We start from the raw sequence: 17935 nt of genomic DNA, 5'->3' as shown, positions 1-17935 counted from the left end.
CCATGTTGCGTCATGCCTTGCCCATCGCTCTGTCCGCCGCCGTGGCCCTGCTGCTGGCCGCCTGTGGCCAGGAAACCGCGGCACCGGCCGCCCCACGTCCGGCGCTGGTGGTCCAGCCCCAGCCAACCGGTGCCTCTGCCGACAGCTACCCGGGCGAGGTACGGGCGCGGTTCGAGCCGGAGCTGGCCTTCCGCATCGGCGGCAAGGTCAGCAAGCGCCTGGTGGAGGAGGGGCAGCGGGTCAAGGCCGACCAGCCGCTGGCCGAGCTCGACCCACAGGACGTGCGCCTGCAACTGGAGGCCAACCGCGCCCAACTGGCTGCCGCCGAGGCCAACCTGGCGCTGGTGCGTACCGAGCGTGACCGCTACCGGAAGCTGCTCGAGCGGCAGATGGTCAGCCGTTCCCAGTTCGACAATGCCGAGAACCTCTACCGCGCGGGGCTGGCGCGCCTGAAGCAGGCCCGTGCGGAGTTCGAAGTCGCCGGCAACCAGACCGAATACGCCGTGCTGCGCGCCCCCCAGGCAGGCGTCATCGCCAAGCGCCAGGTCGAGGTCGGCCAGGTGGTGGCGGCCGGGCAGACCGTGTTCACCCTGGCCGCCGACGGTGAGCGTGAGGTGGCCATCGGCCTGCCGGAGCAGCAGTTCGCCCGTTTTGCCGTGGGGCAGACGGTCAGCGTGGAGCTGTGGTCGCACCCCAACCAGCGCTACGAAGGGCGCATCCGCGAGCTGTCGCCGGCGGCCGACCCACGCTCGCGGACCTTCGCCGCGCGCATCGCCTTCACCTCGGCCAAGGCGCCGGCCGAACTGGGCCAGAGCGCCCGGGTATTCATCGCCCATGCCGAACGCTCGCCGTTGTCGGTACCGCTCTCGGCCGTCACCGCCGAGCAGGGCCAGGCCTATGTCTGGCGGGTGAACAAAGACAGTCGGTTGGAGCGCGCGGTGGTTCGCCTCGGCCCCTACGGTGCCGATAGCGTGCCGGTGCTGGAGGGTCTGGCGGCGGACGACTGGGTGGTCGCCGCCGGTGGTCATGTGCTGCGCGAAGGCCAGCAGGTGCGGCCTGTGGACCGTAGCAACCGTGAAGTGAACCTGGCGGCCAAGGAGTAAGTCCCGATGGGTTTCAACCTTTCCGCCTGGGCGCTGCGCAACCGCCAGATCGTGCTGTTCCTGATGATCCTGCTGGCGGCGGTCGGTGCCATGTCCTACACCAAGCTGGGGCAAAGCGAGGATCCCCCCTTCACCTTCAAGGCCATGGTCATCCGCACCCTGTGGCCAGGGGCCACCGCCGAGGAGGTCTCGCGCCAGGTCACCGAGCGCATCGAGAAGAAGCTCATGGAAACCGGCGAATACGAGCGGATCGTCTCGTTCTCCCGGCCTGGCGAGTCCCAGGTGACCTTCATGGCCCGCGACTCCCTGCACTCCGATGCCATCCCCGAGCTCTGGTACCAGATCCGCAAGAAGGTCGCGGACATCCGCCACACCTTGCCGCCGGAGATCCAGGGGCCGTTCTTCAACGATGAGTTCGGCACCACCTTCGGCAATATCTACGCGCTGACCGGCAACGGTTTCGACTATGCCGTGCTCAAGGACTACGCCGATCGCATCCAGATCCAGCTGCAGCGGGTCAAGGACGTGGGCAAGGTCGAGCTGGTCGGCTTGCAGGACGAGAAGATCTGGATCGAACTGTCGAACATCAAGCTAGCTACCCTCGGCGTGCCCCTGCAGGTGGTGCAGCAGGCGCTGCAGGAGCAGAACGCGGTCAGCACCGCAGGGTTCTTCGAGACCGCCAGCGAGCGCCTGCAACTGCGGGTCAGCGGGCGTTTCGACAGTGTCGAGCAGATCCGCCAGTTCCCTATCCGTGTCGGCGACCGCACCTTGCGCATCGGCGATGTCGCCGAGGTGCACCGGGGGTTCAACGACCCTCCCGCGCCGCGCATGCGCTTCATGGGCGAGGATGCCATCGGCCTGGCGGTGTCGATGAAGGACGGCGGCGACATCCTGGTGCTGGGCAAGGCCCTGGAGGCGGAGTTCGCCCGCCTGGCGCGCAACCTGCCGGCGGGCATGGAACTGCGCAAGGTGTCGGACCAGCCCGCGGCGGTCAAGGCCGGGGTCGGCGAGTTCGTCCAGGTGCTGGTCGAGGCCCTGGCCATCGTCCTGCTGGTGAGTTTCTTCTCCCTGGGGCTGCGCACGGGCCTGGTGGTGGCGCTGGCGATCCCGCTGGTGCTGGCCATGACCTTCGCGGCCATGCACTACTTCGGCATCGGCCTGCACAAGATCTCCCTCGGCGCCCTGGTACTGGCGCTGGGCCTGTTGGTGGACGATGCGATCATCGCCGTGGAGATGATGGCGATCAAGATGGAGCAGGGCTTCGACCGGCTCAAGGCGGCCAGCTACGCCTGGACGAGCACGGCCTTCCCGATGCTCACCGGCACCCTGATCACCGCGGCGGGTTTCCTGCCGATCGCCACGGCGGCGTCGAGCACCGGCGAGTACACCCGGTCGATCTTCCAGGTGGTGACCATCGCCTTGCTCACCTCCTGGGTCGCCGCGGTGGTGTTCGTGCCCTACCTGGGCGAGCGGCTGTTGCCCGACCTGGCCAAGCGCCACGCAGCGCGCCAGGGCAGTGGCGCGCATGCGCCGGACCCGTACGCCACGCCGTTCTACCAGCGTGTGCGACGTGTGGTGGAATGGTGCGTGCGCCGGCGCAAGACGGTGATCGTGCTGACCATCGCCGCCTTCGTCGGCAGCATCCTGCTGTTCCGTTTCGTGCCGCAGCAGTTCTTCCCGGCCTCGGGGCGCCCCGAGCTGATGATCGACCTCAAGCTGGCCGAGGGCGCCTCCCTGAGCAACACCGCCGAGCAGGTCAAGCGCCTGGAAGCTCTGCTGCGCCAGCAGCAGGGCATCGACAACTACGTGGCCTATGTCGGCACCGGCTCGCCGCGCTTCTACCTGCCGCTGGACCAGCAGTTGCCAGCCGCCAGCTTCGCCCAGTTCGTGGTGCTGGCCAGGAGCCTGGAGGATCGCGAGACGCTGCGCAGTTGGTTGATCGCCACGCTCGACGAGCAGTTCCCCGACCTGCGCTCACGGGTCACGCGCCTGGAGAACGGCCCGCCGGTGGGTTATCCGGTGCAGTTCCGGGTCACCGGCGAGCATATCGAGAAGGTCCGTGCCCTGGCCCGCGAGGTGGCGGCCAAGGTTCGCGAGAACCCGCACCTGGTGAACGTCCACCTGGACTGGGAGGAGCCGAGCAAGGCGGTGTTCCTCGAGATCGACCAGGACCGGGCGCGGGCCTTGGGCGTGAGCACCGCGCACCTGTCGAGTTTCCTGCAGAGCTCGCTGACCGGCACCACGGTCAGCCAGTACCGCGAAGACAACGAACTGATCGAGATTCTCCTGCGCGGCACCCCGCAGGAGCGCAGCGAGCTGGGCAACCTGGGCAGCCTGGCCGTGCCCACCGACAATGGCCAGAGCGTGGCGCTGTCGCAGGTGGCGACCCTGGCGTACGGTTTCGAGGAAGGCATCATCTGGCACCGCAATCGCCTGCCGACGGTCACCGTGCGCGCCGATATCTACGGCAAGGAACAGCCGGCGACGCTGGTGCAGCAGATCCTGCCGACCCTGCAGCAGGTGCGCGACGCATTGCCGGATGGCTACCTGCTGGAGGTCGGTGGCACGGTGGAGGATGCCGAGCGCGGGCAGAAATCGGTGAACGCTGGCATGCCGCTGTTCATCGTGGTGGTGTTGAGCCTGCTGATGATCCAGCTGCGCAGTTTCTCGCGCACGGTGATGGTGTTTCTCACCGCGCCGCTGGGGCTGATCGGCGTGACCCTGTTCCTGTTGGTGTTCCGCCAGCCGTTCGGCTTCGTCGCCATGCTCGGCACCATCGCCCTGGCGGGGATGATCATGCGCAACTCGGTCATCCTGGTGGACCAGATCGAACAGGACATCGCCAGCGGCCTGGAGCGTTGGCAGGCGATCATCGAGGCCACGGTACGGCGTTTCCGGCCCATCGTGCTGACTGCCCTGGCGGCGGTGCTGGCGATGATCCCGCTGTCGCGCAGCGTGTTCTACGGGCCGATGGCGGTGGCGATCATGGGGGGGCTGATCGTGGCCACGGTGCTGACCCTGCTGTTCCTGCCGGCGCTATATGCGGCGTGGTTCAGGGTGCGGAAGGGGTAGCTGCAAGTAAAAGCGGATCGCGGCGCGGTCTCGCTCTTGCTTGCAGCTTGCAGCTTGCAGCTTGCAGCTTGCGGCTGCGTCAGAGTGCTCCGAAGACCTTCTTGGCCAGGCTGGTCGCCGCCTCGGCTGGGTTCTGGCGAATGCTCTGCTCCTGCTTGGCGATCATCTCGAACAGGCCGTCCAAGGCCTTCTCGGTCACGTAGTTCTCGATGTTGGCGCTCTTGGCGTCGACCACGCCGAGGGCCACCGCTTGCCCGGCGAAGTTGTTGTATTGCTGGGCCAGGCCGACCTTGTCGGTGGCCTGCTTGACGATCGGCAGGAACTTGGCGCGAATCTCTTCGCGGCTGCTCTTGTTCAGGTACTGGGTGGCGGCGTCTTCACCGCCGCTGAGGATGCCCTTGGCATCGGTCACGGTCATCTTCTTCACCGCGTCGACGAGGATCGTCTGGGCCTGTGGCACGGCGGCCTCGGCGGCCTTGTTCATGCTGTCTTCCAGGGCCTGGACCTGCTCGCCCTTGCCGAACATCTTCATGGCCTTGGCAGCCTTGCCGAGGTTGCCCGGCAGCTCGATGCGCACGTCCGGGTTGTCGTTGAAGCCACCCGGCGTGCTCAGTTGCTTGACGGCGATCTGGGTGCCTTGGGTGAGGGCGTCCTTCAGGCCACCGGTGGCGTCCTTCTGGGTCAGGTCGCCGAGCGACAGGGCCAGGGCGCTGGCCGACAGCAGCAGGCCGGCGCACAGGGTGGTGAGGCGCAGGGAGGAGCGAATCATGGGGATTTCCTTATGGTTGAACATGAACAGGGGTCAGCGCACCGGATCGACCTTGATCCGCACCGGCTGCGGGTCGCTGCCGTCGAGCTTGACGCCATGGTGCTCGGTATTGATGAACAGCAGCTTGCCGTCCAGCTCGATGCGTGCGCTGACCGCGTAGCGGTGGCCGGGCTTGACCTGGGCCGGGTCGTAGGTGAGGTGGAACGGCAGCGGGACATTGCCCTTGACCGGGCCGGCCTGGCTGGCCAGGGTCACCGCCGGGGCGTCCATCAGCGACACGACCTGCAGGCTCACGCTCAAGGTCGCGCTCGGCGGCAGGGCCATGCGTTGCAGGTAGAAGACTTCGCCCTCCAGGCTGGCCTGGTTCGACGGGGTATGGCTGGAACAGGCTGCAAGCAGGGATGCGCAACACAGCATGAAGAGTTTTTTCATGGAATCTCCGGTGTCCTTGGGGCCGGCTTTTGGCCAACCCAAGGACTTTAACGGATTTTCGCCCGGGGCGAAGCCTCAGCTGGCCACGGCTTCCAGGGTTTCCTCGCGGTGCAGCGCCACCTGGCGGATCGACAGGCGCAGTTCCGCCGACAGCACGCGCTTGGCCACGCCTTCGGCGAGTTCGCCGAGCTTGTCGTGGTAACCCAGCTTGCCGTTGCCGTCCGGGCGCAGCACGCCCTGTTGGACGAGGGTCTGGATGAAGTGGCGGAACAGGGTCTTGTCGAAGAACTCGGGGGCATTCAGGCCATGCAGGATCGACAGGCGTTGGGCCATCATCACGCTCAGGTCTTCCAGCTCCTCGGCGGTCAGGCTGTGCTGGCCGCTGTTGAGCAACAGCGACGTGGCCATGTAGAAGCGCTGCAAGGTCTGGGTGATGGCACGGGCCAGCAGGGTCAGCAGGACGAACTGCCGGGAGCTGGGCGCCGGGCGCAGGTAGACGCCGTTCTCGAAGCGCAGCAGGCCTTGGCCGACCAGCGCCTCGAGCCATTGATCGATGACCTCGTCGAGCTGTTCCGGTGCCCAGCGCAGGAACAGTTCCGCCTGCAGGTAGGGATACAACGCCCGGACGTACTGGCCGACCAGTTCGCGGCTCATCCGCGAGCTGCTCTGGAAAAAGCTCGCCAGCAGGGCCGGCAGGGCGAAGATGTGCAGGACGTTGTTGCGGTAGTAGGTCATCAGCACCGCGTTGGCTTCGTCCAGGTAGAGGATGCGGCCCAGGGCATCGGTCTGTTCGGCCAGCAGGTCCATGCGCCGCACGTGCTCGATCAGCGCCTTGCCGTCGCCTTCGGGCAGGGTGGTGTGGGGCGAGTAGGGCACCTGGCGCAGCAAGGCCAGGTACAGGTCCAGGACCCGGGTCAAAGCCCGCTCGTCCAGGGCCAGGCGGCTGGTGGAGAGCAGCGCCAGAGCCACCAGGTTGACCGGGTTGATCGCCGCCGCCTCGTTCAGGTGCCGGGCCACGGTCTCGCCCAGGCGCGTGGTGGTCTCGTTGAGCCAGGCCGGACGGAACTGCGGGGCCAGCACCTGCTCACGCCAGCCGGGTTGCTGCTGGTCGAGAAAGCCCGCCAGGCGGATCGGCTCGCCGAAGTTGACGTAGACCTGGCCGAAGCGCTGCTTCAGCGCACCGATGACCTTGAAGATGTCGAAGATCGACTCTTTCTTCTTGCTCGCACCGCGCAGTTCTCCCAGGTAGGTGCGGCCCTCCAGCACTCGCTCGTAGCCGATGTACACCGGTACGAAGACGATCGGTGTACGTGACGAGCGCAGGAAGCTGCGCAGGGTGATCGCCAGCATGCCGGTGCGTGGCTGCAGCATGCGCCCGGTGCGCGAGCGCCCGCCCTCGACGAAGTACTCCACCGGGAAGCCCTTGGTGAACAGGGTATGCAGGTATTCGTTGAATACCGCCGTGTACAGTGGGTTGCCCTTGAAGGTGCGGCGCATGAAGAAGGCCCCGCCACGGCGCAGCAGGCCGCCGATCACCGGCATGTTGAGGTTGATGCCGGCGGCGATGTGCGGTGGCGTCAGGCCGTTGCGAAACAGCAGGTAGGACAGCAGCAGGTAGTCGATGTGGCTGCGGTGGCAGGGCACGTAGATCACCTCGTGGCCCGGCGCGATGCCCTGTACCTGCTCGATGTGGTTGACCTTGATGCCGTCGTAGATCTTGTTCCAGAACCAGCTGAGCACCACTTCGAGGAAGCGGATCGCGGTGTAGGTGTAGTCGGAGGCGATCTCGTTGCCATAGCGCAGCGCCTGGGCTTCGGCCTTGGCGTAGGGGATCTGCGCCCGTTCGGCCTCGTCGGCGATGGCCTGGCGTACCAGTGGGTCGTGCACCAGGCCCTTGACCAGATTGCGCCGGTGGGAGATGTCCGGGCCGATCACCGCGGTCTTGAGGTTGCGAAAGTGTACCCGCAGCAGGCGCTGGGCCATGCGCACGGTGCGCTCATGGCCCTTGTTGTGCTGCACTAGTTCGCGCAGGTGGATCGGTGCGGAGAACTGCACTCGGGTCTTGCGCCCCAGGATCAGCACGGTCAGCAGGCGGCGCAGGCGCCCGGTCACCGCCCAGCTGTCGGCGAACAGCAGCTTCCACGGGCTCGACTCGCTGGCCGGCGACTGGCCCCAGAACACGCTGACCGGGATGACCTGCGCGTCTTCCTCGGCGTGCTGGCTCACCGCGGCGACCAGGCGTTCGAGAGTCGGTGGCGCACCGCGTTTGTCGTGGCGGCCCAGCCAGTCAGGGTCGGGCGTCAGGTAGAAGAAGCCTGCCGGCTCCTGCAGCGAGCCCACGGCGACGGGCAGGACCGGGCGTGGCAGCCCCGCCTTGGTGCATTCGCGGTCCAGCACGGCCAGGTCAGTGAGCGACGGCGAGGGCAGGGCGTAGAACACCGGGCGACCACGGTCGAGCTGCAGGGTCAGGGAGGACTGGTTGATGGTCTCGGAGCGCACCCACAGGTACAACAGGCGACGCAAGGCGCCGAAGATCAGGCGGCGCAGGGGGGAACGGGTCATGGGGTGTGTGCCCTGGATGAGATTTTTCGGGTGATATTCCAGCCAGTTAGTCTGCCGTATCCGCGCAAGTTCGGCAAAATCCGCCAATTAGCGCCCCAGTCATGAAATTTTTTTGTTCCCTGTCATATACTCGGTCCGCAGCTTGCAGGATATTTCGGCAAGCTGCGTCGGCATGGGGTGATGACCCTGTGCCTGCACGGCGATCTTCAAAATAAAAATCCGGAGTAGTTCAGATGTCGTCTCGTGAGACTGGGAATGTGAAGTGGTTCAACGATGCCAAAGGCTATGGCTTCATTCAGCGCGAAGGTGGTGCGGATGTGTTCGTCCACTATCGGGCGATCCGCGGTGAGGGGCATCGGACCCTGGTCGAAGGACAGCGGGTGGAATACGCCCTGGTGCAGGGCCAGAAAGGCCTGCAAGCCGAGGACGTAGTCGGCCTCTGAGGCGCGCTCCGGGCTGCAAGCCACAAGCTTCAAACTGCAAGTTGACCGTGTGACTTGCAGCTTGATGCGATCTGTCTTGCAGCTTGAGCTTGCAGCTTCAACCCGTGCGCCAGGTGATTTCCTGTTCACCGTCGGCGCTGATGCGGATCCAGCGATCGGCATCTTCTTCCCCATCTTCCTCGACCCAACTGCCCGGCGCGCAACGCACTTCGACGCCCAGTGCGGCATAGGCGGCGCGCGCGCAGGCGATGTCGTCGTCCCATGGGGTCTGGTCGCTTTCCAGGAACAGGCTGTTCCATTTCCCTACAGCCTTGGGTACCCAGGTGACTGGAATGTTACCGGCCGTGCACTTCCAGGTCTGGCCTTTCTGCTGCCACTCGCTGCAAGGGCCCAATGCCTGGCCGAGCCACGCGGCGATCTGCTTGTGGTCGACGTCGGTGTCCTTCAGGTAGATCTCGATATCGGGTTGGCGCATAAAGGGCTCCGGGTGTGCTCAGTCTTGGCGCACGAAATAGTCATAGCGCATGGATACGGTGACCTCGAACGGCTCGGGTTGGTCGATCACCCGCGCCCGTTTCTGGGCACTGGCTCGCCAGCCGTGCGGGGTCATGGCCAACAGGTCGGCACGGGCCTTGGGCGCCGCCAGGGCCAGCGTGAACTTCAGCACCTCGCCATGGGCGTGGGCCATGCCCTCGGGCACCAGGGCCAGGTGCTTGTCGTCGGCGTAGGGCCGCACTTCATCGTAGAGCACCTGGCGCAGTTCCATCAGGTGACCGCTGGTCGGGCCGACCCGCAGCAGGCCGCCGCCGGGGCTGAGCAGCCGCTTGGCTTCCTGCCAGTCCAACGGGCTGAACACGCTGGCGATGAAGTCGCAGCTGGCATCGACCAGGGGGACCCGGGCCATGCTCGCCACCAGCCAGGTCACCGCCGGGGCGCGGCGACAGGCGCGCTTGACCGCCTCCCGGGAGATGTCCAGGGCATAGCCGTCGCTGCCGGGCAGGGCCTGGGCGATCTGCGCTGTGTAGTAGCCTTCGCCGCAGCCGATGTCCAGCCAACTGCCGGGCTGGCGCTCGGCGGCCAGTTCGGCCAGGCGGCGTGCCACCGGTGCGTAGTGGCCGGCGTCGAGAAAGTCCCGGCGCGCCTCGACCATGGCCTGGTTGTCGCCTGGGTCGCGGCTGTTCTTGTGCTGTACCGGCAGCAGGTTCAGGTAGCCCTGGCGGGCCCGGTCGAAGCGGTGCCCGGCCGGACACAGCACACCGTTGTCGAGCCGGGTCAGGGCGGCCTGGCAGAGAGGGCAGGCGAGCATCAGGCGAGCAACCGTACCAGGGTCTGGTAGTAGATCTCGGTCAGCAGCTCGAGGTCGCTGGCCAGGATGCGCTCGTTGACCTGGTGGATGGTGGCGTTGACCGGGCCGAGCTCCACCACCTGGGTACCCAGGGTGGCGATGAAGCGGCCATCGGAGGTGCCGCCGCTGGTGGACGGCTGGGTCTGGCGACCGGTGACCGCCGTGATGCTCGACGACACCGCATCGAGCAGTTCACCCGGCTCGGTGAGGAACGGCAGGCCCGACAGCGCCCAGTCGATCGACCAGTCGAGCTGGTGCTTGTCGAGGATCGCCGCGACCCGTTGCTGCAGGCCTTCGACCGTCGACTCGGTGGAGAAACGGAAGTTGAACAGCGCGGTCAGTTCGCCCGGCACCACGTTGGTCGCACCGGTTCCCGAATTGAGGTTGGAGATCTGGAAGCTGGTCGGCGGGAAGAAGGCGTTGCCCTCGTCCCAGTGCTCGGCGGCCAATTCCGCCAGGGCCGGCGCGGCCAGGTGGATCGGGTTGCGCGCCAGGTGCGGGTAGGCCACGTGGCCCTGCTTGCCGCGTACGGTCAGCTTGGCGCCGAGCGAGCCGCGGCGGCCGTTCTTGACCACGTCGCCGAGCAGGCTGGTGCTCGACGGTTCGCCGACGATGCACCAGTCCAGGCGCTCGTTGCGCGCGGCCAGGCGCTCGACCACGGCCTTGGTGCCGTGGTGGGCCGGGCCTTCCTCGTCGCTGGTGATCAGGAAGGCGACCTTGCCACGGTGGTTGGGGTAGTCGCGCACGAAGCGCTCGCTGGCCACCACCATGGACGCCAGGCTGCCCTTCATGTCGGCGGCGCCACGGCCGCAGAGCATGCCTTCGGCGTCGATCAAGGCGTCGAACGGCTCATGCTGCCAGGCCTGCACGGGGCCGGTGGGAACCACGTCGGTGTGGCCGGCGAAGCACAGCACCGGACCGTCCTGGGTGCCATGGGTGGCCCAGAAGTTGTCGACCTCCTCGATACGCATCGGCTCGAGCTGGAAGCCGACGGCCTCCAGGCGCTGCATCATCTGGGCCTGGCAGTCGGCGTCGACGGGGGTGACCGAGGGGCGACGGATCAGGTCGCAGGCCAGTTGAAGGGTGGGCGAGAGCTCGGCTGGGGCCGTCATGAAGGACTCCGGGGGCAAGGCAGGGCGGGAAACAGGGGCGTTATCTTATATCAAACGGTGCCGGCGGGCACGGGACATTGGGCTGCAGCCCATCGCCGGCAAGCCGGCGATGGGGCGCGAAGCGGCCCCGGTATCAGGCCGCCTTGGCCTCGGCTGCCTTGGTCGCCGGCCTGGGCAGCGACGACAGCAAGGCCATCACCAGCGCCGCCAGGTACGGCAGCGACTGCACCAGCAGCATCGTCACCCAGAAGCGCATGTCCGTGCCGGGCAAGCCCTGGACCAGATAGATGCCCAGCGCCGCCCCCCACAGCAGGAGCATGATGAACAGTTCCTCGCGGGCCTCGGCGATCGCCACCAGCAGGCCGTGGCTGTCGGCATGCTTCGGCGTGCGGAAGAACGGCATGCTGCTGGTAAAAAAGCCATACAGCACCGCCTTGGCGATGGTGTGCGACAGCGCCAGCCCCGCCAGGGCGGCGGCGAAGGCGTCCTTGAGGTCGACGCCCACGGCGCGGCGGTAGAGGAAGATGATCTTGCCGACCTTGAAGAAGAACAGTGCCAGCGGCGGGATGGCGAAGATCATCAGCGGTGGGTCGACCCGGTGCGGGACGATGATCATCGCCGCCGACCAGAGCAGGGCACCGACGGTGAAGAAGATGTTCATGCCATCGGCGATCCATGGCAGCCAGCCGGCCAGGAAGTGATAGCGCTGGCCACGGGTCAGCTCGCTGCCCTCGCCGCGCAGCAGCGCCCCGGCGTGGTGCTTGATGATCTGGATGGCGCCGTAGGCCCAGCGCAAGCGCTGTTTCTTGAAGTCGATGAAGGTATCGGGCATCAGGCCCTTGCCGTAGCTGTGGTGGGCGTAGGCGGCCGAATAGCCCCGCTCGAAGACCCGCAGGCCCAGCTCGGCGTCCTCGCAGATGCACCACTGGGCCCAGCCCAGTTCTTCCAGGACCGAGCGGCGGGTCATGGTCATGGTGCCATGCTGGATGATCGCGTCACGGTCGTTGCGGGTGACCATGCCGATATGGAAGAACCCCTTGTACTCGCTGTAGCACAGCTTCTTGAAGGTGCTTTCGTGCTGGTCGCGGTAGTCCTGGGGCGATTGCACCACGGCGATCTTCGGGTCGGCAAAGTGCGGCACCATGTGCTTGAGCCAGTTGCGGTCGACGCAGTAGTCCGAGTCGATCACCGCGATCACTTCGGCGTCCTTGGCGGTATGCGGGATCAGGTAGTTCAGCGCGCCCCCCTTGAAACCGGCCAGGGGCGCCACGTGGAAGAACCTGAAGCGTTCGCCGAGCCGCTCGCAATACGCCTTGAGCGGCTCCCACACGGCCGGGTCCCGGGTGTTGTTGTCGATCACCAGCACTTCGTAGTCGGGGTAGTCGAGGGCGGCGAGGGCGTCGAGGGTCTGCTTCACCATCTCTGGTGGTTCGTTGTAGCAGGGCACGTGGATCGAGACCTTGGGCCGGTAGGCGGTATCGGCCTGCACCGGCAGGAACTCCCGGCGGCGTTTCCTGATCCACACCGCCTCGGCCAGTTCATGGGCTTCGGTGAGCAGGACGATGAACACGCCGATGGCGCCCAGGGCCAGCAGGCATCCGACGGTCAGGCTGAACCAGGTGCTGTACTGCTGGCTGTAGTCGTAGGCGATCCACACCAGGGCCGAGCCGCAGAGGAAGGTGATGAAGGTGAGGAAGGTGCGGCCACGCTGGCGCAGGGCCGAGCCGTCGATCAGCAGCACCGCCAGGGCGATCATCGCCAGCACCACCGAGGCCACGGCCAGGGCGCGCCACTGCGGGATCGCCACCACTGGGCCTTCGAAGTTGAATTTCTGCTGGCGTTCGGCGTTGAACACGCCCCAGTAAGCGCCCACCGAGCCTTCGTCGCTGGCTTTCCAGGGCTGGTCGTAGGCTTCGATGACGAAATAGTTGTAGCCCCGACGATTGAGCGTGCTGAGCAGGGTGCGCAGGTAGATCGCCTGGTCGGCCTGGGTGGCATCGGCGCCGCCGCGCATGCGGCCATTGCTCGGCCAGCCGACTTCCGACAGCAGCAGCGGCTTGCGTGGGAACTGTTGCTTGAGCTCGCGGGTGCGTTCGAGGACGAACTGCACGGCGTCCTGCATCGGCACGAACTCCCAGTAGGGCAGGATGTGCGCGGCGATCAGGTCGACGTGCCGGGCCAGTTGCGGGTTCGCCTTCCAGATGTGCCATTGCTCGCTGGTGGTCACCGGTACCTTGACGGCGGCGCGTACCCGGTCCAGGTACTGGATCAGCGCCTCGGGGGTGATCTCTTCGCGGAACAGCGCCTCGTTGCCCACCACGACCCGTACCACGCTGCGTGAGGTGTTGGCCAGCTCGATGGCCTTGGCGATCTCGCGCTCGTTGCGCTCCAGGTCCGGGCTGATCCACACGCCCAGGGTAATCCGCAGGCCAAGCTCCTCGGCCAGGCGCGGGATCTGTGCCTGGCTACCTTCGACGGTGTAGATGCGGATGCTGTCGGTCAACCCGCTCAACTGCTCCAGGTCCTGGCGGATCTGCGCCTCGCTCGGAAACTGCCCCTTCTGCGGGCTTTGCCCGAGGCGGAACGGTGAGTAGGAGAAGCCGGAGATCTGCTCGGGCCAGGCGGGGGCCGAGACAGGGCGGTTGACCAATGCCCAGAAGCCGGTGAACAGCGCGGCGATGGCCAGCACCACCACCAGGTTGAGACCGAATTTGCGTGATGACATACGTGTATTCGAGGTTCCGAGGAGAGGAGCGGGGCGTGGGTCCTTCGCTTGCCAGGTGCCGGTAGTGGGGTGGATGGTCGGCTGAAGATGAGGTCTGGGCCCGCTCGGTTGTCGTCCAGGTCCGATTATTGGGTGGGACATTAAAACAGGATTGGCGGATTCTTTACCAATTCGGGGCGCTCGGCTGCGTCAGGTGGTGGCCCTTGTGTCGCGAAAGGGGCGCGCAGCGGCTCCACTGGCATATAATGCGCGCCGTTTTTCGCGGGGTATGAAGATGAGCACAGAAGATCCACGCTTCGCTGGCGTCGCCCGGTTGTACGGCGACCAGGGGTTGCAGCGCCTGCAGCAGGCCCATGTGGCCGTCGTCGGCATCGGCGGCGTCGGCTCCTGGGCGGCAGAGGCCCTGGCGCGCAGCGGTGTGGGCGAGATCACCCTGTTCGACCTCGACGACGTCTGCGTCAGCAACACCAACCGTCAGGCTCATGCCCTGGATGGCCAGGTGGGCCGGCCCAAGGTCGAGGTCATGGCCGAGCGCCTGCGGGCGATCAATCCGGCCTGCCGCGTGCATGCGGTGGCCGACTTCGTCACCCGCGACACCATGGTCGAGTACATCACCGAGCAGATGGACTGCGTCATCGACTGCATCGACAGCGTGATGGCCAAGGCCGCGCTGATCGCCTGGTGCCGGCGCCGCAAGATCACCATCGTCACCACCGGTGGCGCTGGCGGGCAGATCGACCCGACCCAGGTACAGATCGGCGACCTGAACAAGACCTTCAATGACCCGCTGGCCTCGCGGGTGCGTTCCACCTTGCGCCGCGACTACAACTTCTCGCGCAATGTCAGCCGCAACTACGGTGTGCCTTGCGTGTTCTCCAGCGAGCAACTGCGCTACCCCAAGGGCGATGGCAGCGTGTGTTTGCAGAAGAGCTTCGTCGGCGAGGGCGTGCGCCTGGACTGTGCCGGGGGCTTCGGTGCGGTGATGATGGTCACCGCGACCTTCGGCATGGTCGCGGCGAGCAAGGCGGTGGAAAAACTGGTGGGCGGCGCCCGGCGGCCGTCGGAGCGGGTGAAGGCGGTACCAGCGGCCGAGTGAGGGGGCGACCGTCAGGTTCCTGTGAGGGTCAGCTCTCAAGCTTTTCAGCTGTCCTTGGGGCTGCTTGACTTGTCTGGCATTGCGGCCCGCCCGCGAATGGATTCACCACCGACTCAATGGCCGGATGCCAATTCCGCCATGCGCTGCAGCACCGCATGCAGGCCATTGCTGCGCGAGGGCGAGAGCTGTCGCTCCAGCCCCAATGAAGCGAACCAGCCGCCTAGGTCGACCTGCGCCAACTGCGCGCTGTCCAGCCCTTGCACCCGCACCAGCAGCAAGGCCAGCAGGCCTCGCAACAGGCGGGCATCGCTGCTGGCCTTGAAACGCCACTGGCCGTCCTGCTGCTCGGCCACCAGCCAGACCAGGCTCTCGCAGCCATGCACACGGTTGGCCTCGGTCTTTTCCGAATCCTCCAGCGGCGCCAGGCAATCGCCCCACTGCATCAACAGGCGCGCGCGCTGTTCCCAGCCACGGGCCTGCGCGAAGCTTTCCAGCGCTTGACTGGCAGCTTCCGGCAGGCTCATCGCAGCAGCTCCAGGCCCTGGTCGAGAGCCTCGAAGAAGCGCTGCAGGTCGTCGCTGTCGTTGTACAGGGCCAGCGACACGCGGATCGCCCCTTCCAGCCCCAGCCCCTTGAGCAGCGGCATGGCGCAATGGTGCCCGGCGCGCACGGCGATGCCCTGCTCGGTCAGCAGGTGGGCGATGTCGGCGTTGTGCACGCCCTCGACGACGAAGCTGGCCAGGGCCGCCTGGGGCGTGCCGAGCAGGCGGACACCCTCGCGGTCGGCGAGCCCGCGCAGCAACTGCTGGTGCAGGCTGGCTTCATGGTTGGCCACGGCCTGGGCGTCGAGGCTGGCGAGATAATCGAGGGTCGCCCCCAGGCCGATGACCCCGGCGATCGGCGGGGTGCCGGCCTCGAAGCCCAGCGGCGCGGGGCGGAAGCTCGCGCTGTGGTAGTCGGCCAGTTGCACCATTTCGCCCCCGAACTGCCAATGGCGTAGCTTCTCCAGCGCCTGTCGCTGGCCATACAGCACACCGACGCCCTCGGGGCCGTACAGCTTGTGGCTGGAGAACACATAGAAGTCGCAGCCCAGCTGTTGCACGTCATGGCGGCCATGGACCACGCCCTGGGCGCCATCGACCACGGTCAGGGCGCCCTGGGCCCGCGCGTGGGCCAGCAGCGCTGGCAGGGGCTGCCAGGTACCGAGCACGTTCGACAACTGGCTGACTGCCAGCACGCGGGTACGTGGGCCGATCAGTTGCAGGGCATGGTCCAGGTCGATACGCCCGTGCTCGTCCAGCGGCAGCACCACCAGGCGCAGGTTGCGCCGCCGGGCCAGCTGTTGCCAGGGCAGCAGGTTGGCATGGTGTTCCAGGGCGCTGACGGCGATCTCGTCGCCGGCCTCCAGGTGCGCTTCCAGGCCATAGGCCAGCAGGTTCAGTGCCGAGGTGGCGCCATGGGTGAAGATGACCTGCCGTGCATCGGCGGCATTGAGCCAGGCAGCGACCTTGTCGCGGCTGCTTTCGAAGGCCTGGGTGGCCAGTGCGCCAGGCAGGTGCTGGGCACGGTGCACGTTGGCTGCACCATGGCCGTAGTAGTGACTCAGGGCGTCGAGCAACGCCTGGGGTTTCTGGGTGGTGGCGGCGCTGTCCAGGTAGGTCTGGTGCTGCCGTTGCAGGGCGGCGATGGCGGGAAAGTCGGCACGCCAGGGGGAGGGCTGGAACATGGTGTTGAGACCTGGAAATAAAAACGGGCCTGGCACAGGGCCAGACCCGATCTTATCACTTCGAACCGCGGAAGGTTCTCAGTTATGGGCGTGCAGCGCCTCGTTCAGCTCGATGGCCGACTTGTGGGTCTTGCACTCCACGGCGCCGGAAACCGAGTTGCGGCGGAACAGCAGGTCGGCCTGGCCGGCCAGCTCGCGTGCCTTGACCACTTTGACCAACTGGTTCTGCTCGTCGAGCAGTTGCACCTTGGTGCCGGCGGTGATGTACAGGCCGGCTTCCACGGTGTTGCGGTCGCCCAGCGGGATGCCGATACCGGCGTTGGCGCCGATCAGGCAGCCTTCGCCGACGGTGATGACGATGTTGCCACCGCCGGACAGGGTGCCCATGGTCGAGCAGCCGCCACCCAGGTCGGAACCCTTGCCGACGAACACGCCGGCCGACACGCGGCCTTCGATCATGCCCGGGCCTTCGGTGCCGGCGTTAAAGTTGACGAAGCCCTCGTGCATGATGGTGGTGCCTTCGCCGATGTAGGCGCCCAGGCGTACACGGGCGGTGTCGGCGATGCGCACGCCGGCCGGGACCACGTAGTCGGTCATCTTGGGGAACTTGTCCACCGAGAACACTTCCAGCAGCTCGCCCTTCAGGCGCGCTTCCAGCTGCTGCTCGGCCAGTTCCGCCAGGTCGATGGCGCCCTGGTTGGTCCAGGCGACGTTCGGCAGCAGCGGGAAGATGCCGGCCAGGCTCACGCCGTGGGGCTTGACCAGGCGGTGGGACAGCAGGTGCAGCTTCAGGTAGGCCTCGGGAGTGGAGGCCAGGGCGCCGTCCTCGGCCAGCAGGGTGGCCACCAGCGGCTTGTGGCTTTCGGCCAGGCGGGTCAGCAGCGCGCCCTGGGCGGCATCGATGCCTTTGACCGCTTCGGCCAGCTGGGCGGCCTGGGCGGTGCTGAAGGTGATGGCCTGGTTGCCGCCTTCATAGCCAAGGATCGGTGCCACGGCGGCGACCAGCTCGGCGCTCGGGGCGAGCAGGGGCTGGGCGTAGAAGACTTCCAGCCAGGCGCCCTGGCGGTTCTGGGTGCCGACACCGAAGGCCAGGCTGAACAGGGTAGTGGACATGCAGTTACCTCATGCGAATAAGGGGTTGAAGCGAAGGCGGGCTCAGGCCAGCGCCGCGGCGTACAGGTCGGGCTTGAAGCCGACCAGGGTGCGCTCGCCGAGGTCGAGCACCGGGCGCTTGATCATCGACGGTTGGGCGAGCATCAGTTCGACGGCCTTGGCCTGGTCGAGATCGGCCTTGCTGGCGTCGTCGAGCTTGCGGAAGGTGGTGCCGGCGCGGTTGAGGACCACTTCCCAGCCGTGCTCGTCGCACCAGCGGTTGAGGCTGTCGCGGTCGATGCCCTGGGTCTTGTAGTCATGGAATTGGTAGCCGATGGCTTTTTCGTCAAGCCAGGTACGGGCCTTTTTCATGGTGTCGCAGGCCTTGATGCCGTAGAGAGTGTAAGCCATTGAATTCATCGGGGATCGTTGGCTTCCCCAATCCTCCCCCTGTTCTC

General features: G+C 66.5%; 15 protein-coding genes. 4 read left to right on the top strand and 11 right to left on the bottom strand.

Going from position 1 to position 17935, the window contains the following annotated elements; all coding sequences use genetic code 11:
- Window positions 1-2 precede the first annotated feature (2 nt).
- Both ABFA30_RS18030 and ABFA30_RS18025 read left to right on the top strand, forming a co-directional pair.
- Entirely contained in the window at window positions 3-1103 is a 1101-nt protein-coding gene (locus tag ABFA30_RS18030; protein ID WP_225787314.1) for an efflux RND transporter periplasmic adaptor subunit, read from the top strand.
- A gap of 6 nt (window positions 1104-1109) precedes the next feature.
- The gene (locus ABFA30_RS18025; RefSeq protein ID WP_410045767.1) at window positions 1110-4175 is read left to right on the top strand and encodes an efflux RND transporter permease subunit; all 3066 of its coding nucleotides are present in this window, start codon (window positions 1110-1112) and stop codon (window positions 4173-4175) included.
- A 79-nt stretch (window positions 4176-4254) separates the two neighbouring features.
- Here ABFA30_RS18025 and ABFA30_RS18020 read toward each other — a convergent pair whose 3' ends face one another.
- The 3 genes from ABFA30_RS18020 to plsB form a co-directional block, all read right to left on the bottom strand.
- Complete coding sequence (locus ABFA30_RS18020; protein WP_225787316.1) at window positions 4255-4944, bottom strand: DUF4197 domain-containing protein; 690 nt, start codon at window positions 4942-4944, stop codon at window positions 4255-4257.
- Window positions 4945-4977: 33 nt separating this feature from the next.
- Complete coding sequence (locus ABFA30_RS18015) at window positions 4978-5376, bottom strand: YbaY family lipoprotein (RefSeq protein WP_410045766.1); 399 nt, start codon at window positions 5374-5376, stop codon at window positions 4978-4980.
- Window positions 5377-5451: 75 nt separating this feature from the next.
- Entirely contained in the window at window positions 5452-7938 is a 2487-nt protein-coding gene (gene plsB / locus ABFA30_RS18010) for a glycerol-3-phosphate 1-O-acyltransferase PlsB (RefSeq protein ID WP_253090625.1), read from the bottom strand.
- Window positions 7939-8171: 233 nt separating this feature from the next.
- On the opposite strand from plsB, the gene ABFA30_RS18005 reads away from it, so the two are divergent.
- Window positions 8172-8381: a cold-shock protein gene (locus ABFA30_RS18005; RefSeq protein ID WP_225787319.1), complete on the top strand. Its 210-nt coding sequence runs from the start codon at window positions 8172-8174 to the stop codon at window positions 8379-8381.
- Window positions 8382-8478: 97 nt separating this feature from the next.
- Here ABFA30_RS18005 and ABFA30_RS18000 read toward each other — a convergent pair whose 3' ends face one another.
- From ABFA30_RS18000 to ABFA30_RS17985, 4 genes are all read right to left on the bottom strand, one after another.
- A complete protein-coding gene (locus ABFA30_RS18000; RefSeq protein ID WP_225787320.1) occupies window positions 8479-8856 on the bottom strand; it encodes a hypothetical protein in 378 nt (125 codons plus the stop codon).
- Between the two features lie 18 nt (window positions 8857-8874).
- On the bottom strand, window positions 8875-9687 hold the full coding sequence (locus ABFA30_RS17995; RefSeq protein ID WP_253167808.1) for a putative RNA methyltransferase: 813 nt from the start codon (window positions 9685-9687) through the stop codon (window positions 8875-8877).
- On the bottom strand, window positions 9687-10838 hold the full coding sequence (gene dapE / locus ABFA30_RS17990; protein WP_225787322.1) for a succinyl-diaminopimelate desuccinylase: 1152 nt from the start codon (window positions 10836-10838) through the stop codon (window positions 9687-9689). The genes ABFA30_RS17995 and dapE overlap by 1 nt, the downstream gene beginning before the upstream one ends.
- A gap of 133 nt (window positions 10839-10971) precedes the next feature.
- Window positions 10972-13563: a glycosyltransferase gene (locus tag ABFA30_RS17985; protein ID WP_225787323.1), complete on the bottom strand. Its 2592-nt coding sequence runs from the start codon at window positions 13561-13563 to the stop codon at window positions 10972-10974.
- 274 nt (window positions 13564-13837) lie between these two features.
- On the opposite strand from ABFA30_RS17985, the gene tcdA reads away from it, so the two are divergent.
- The gene (gene tcdA / locus ABFA30_RS17980) at window positions 13838-14659 is read left to right on the top strand and encodes a tRNA cyclic N6-threonylcarbamoyladenosine(37) synthase TcdA (RefSeq protein WP_225787324.1); all 822 of its coding nucleotides are present in this window, start codon (window positions 13838-13840) and stop codon (window positions 14657-14659) included.
- Window positions 14660-14772: 113 nt separating this feature from the next.
- Here the strand turns inward: tcdA and ABFA30_RS17975 are convergent, their stop codons facing one another.
- From ABFA30_RS17975 to ABFA30_RS17960, 4 genes are all read right to left on the bottom strand, one after another.
- Entirely contained in the window at window positions 14773-15183 is a 411-nt protein-coding gene (locus ABFA30_RS17975) for a SufE family protein (RefSeq protein ID WP_225787325.1), read from the bottom strand.
- Window positions 15180-16385 (bottom strand): cysteine desulfurase, encoded by a 1206-nt coding sequence (locus ABFA30_RS17970; RefSeq protein WP_225787326.1) that lies wholly within the window; start codon window positions 16383-16385, stop codon window positions 15180-15182. Before ABFA30_RS17970 ends, ABFA30_RS17975 begins: the two co-directional genes overlap by 4 nt.
- A 78-nt stretch (window positions 16386-16463) precedes the next feature.
- Window positions 16464-17498, bottom strand: a complete 1035-nt coding sequence (dapD, locus tag ABFA30_RS17965; RefSeq protein ID WP_225787327.1) for a 2,3,4,5-tetrahydropyridine-2,6-dicarboxylate N-succinyltransferase — start codon at window positions 17496-17498, stop codon at window positions 16464-16466.
- Window positions 17499-17540: 42 nt separating this feature from the next.
- Complete coding sequence (locus ABFA30_RS17960; RefSeq protein WP_225787462.1) at window positions 17541-17888, bottom strand: ArsC family reductase; 348 nt, start codon at window positions 17886-17888, stop codon at window positions 17541-17543.
- Between the last annotated feature and the right edge of the window lie 47 nt (window positions 17889-17935).

This window comes from Pseudomonas sp. HLMP, assembly GCF_046365545.1.
GTDB lineage: Bacteria > Pseudomonadota > Gammaproteobacteria > Pseudomonadales > Pseudomonadaceae > Aquipseudomonas > Aquipseudomonas guariconensis_B.
The sequence above is the reverse complement of the archived record's forward strand: the minus strand, read 5'-3'. Positions and strand labels throughout refer to the sequence as shown.

What these genes read in the sequence shown, in the direction of transcription:
- ABFA30_RS18005 (WP_225787319.1), top strand. Translation starts at nt 8,172, where the DNA reads ATGTCGTCTCGTGAGACTGGGAATGTGAAGTGGTTCAACGATGCCAAA.
- dapE (WP_225787322.1), bottom strand. Translation starts at nt 10,838, where the DNA reads ATGACGGCCCCAGCCGAGCTCTCGCCCACCCTTCAACTGGCCTGCGAC.
- ABFA30_RS18020 (WP_225787316.1), bottom strand. Translation starts at nt 4,944, where the DNA reads ATGATTCGCTCCTCCCTGCGCCTCACCACCCTGTGCGCCGGCCTGCTG.
- ABFA30_RS17960 (WP_225787462.1), bottom strand. Translation starts at nt 17,888, where the DNA reads ATGGCTTACACTCTCTACGGCATCAAGGCCTGCGACACCATGAAAAAG.
- ABFA30_RS17975 (WP_225787325.1), bottom strand. Translation starts at nt 15,183, where the DNA reads ATGAGCCTGCCGGAAGCTGCCAGTCAAGCGCTGGAAAGCTTCGCGCAG.
- ABFA30_RS18000 (WP_225787320.1), bottom strand. Translation starts at nt 8,856, where the DNA reads ATGCGCCAACCCGATATCGAGATCTACCTGAAGGACACCGACGTCGAC.
- ABFA30_RS18025 (WP_410045767.1), top strand. Translation starts at nt 1,110, where the DNA reads ATGGGTTTCAACCTTTCCGCCTGGGCGCTGCGCAACCGCCAGATCGTG.
- ABFA30_RS17985 (WP_225787323.1), bottom strand. Translation starts at nt 13,563, where the DNA reads ATGTCATCACGCAAATTCGGTCTCAACCTGGTGGTGGTGCTGGCCATC.
- ABFA30_RS17970 (WP_225787326.1), bottom strand. Translation starts at nt 16,385, where the DNA reads ATGTTCCAGCCCTCCCCCTGGCGTGCCGACTTTCCCGCCATCGCCGCC.
- plsB (WP_253090625.1), bottom strand. Translation starts at nt 7,938, where the DNA reads ATGACCCGTTCCCCCCTGCGCCGCCTGATCTTCGGCGCCTTGCGTCGC.
- ABFA30_RS18030 (WP_225787314.1), top strand. Translation starts at nt 3, where the DNA reads ATGTTGCGTCATGCCTTGCCCATCGCTCTGTCCGCCGCCGTGGCCCTG.
- ABFA30_RS17995 (WP_253167808.1), bottom strand. Translation starts at nt 9,687, where the DNA reads ATGCTCGCCTGCCCTCTCTGCCAGGCCGCCCTGACCCGGCTCGACAAC.
- dapD (WP_225787327.1), bottom strand. Translation starts at nt 17,498, where the DNA reads ATGTCCACTACCCTGTTCAGCCTGGCCTTCGGTGTCGGCACCCAGAAC.
- tcdA (WP_225787324.1), top strand. Translation starts at nt 13,838, where the DNA reads ATGAGCACAGAAGATCCACGCTTCGCTGGCGTCGCCCGGTTGTACGGC.
- ABFA30_RS18015 (WP_410045766.1), bottom strand. Translation starts at nt 5,376, where the DNA reads ATGAAAAAACTCTTCATGCTGTGTTGCGCATCCCTGCTTGCAGCCTGT.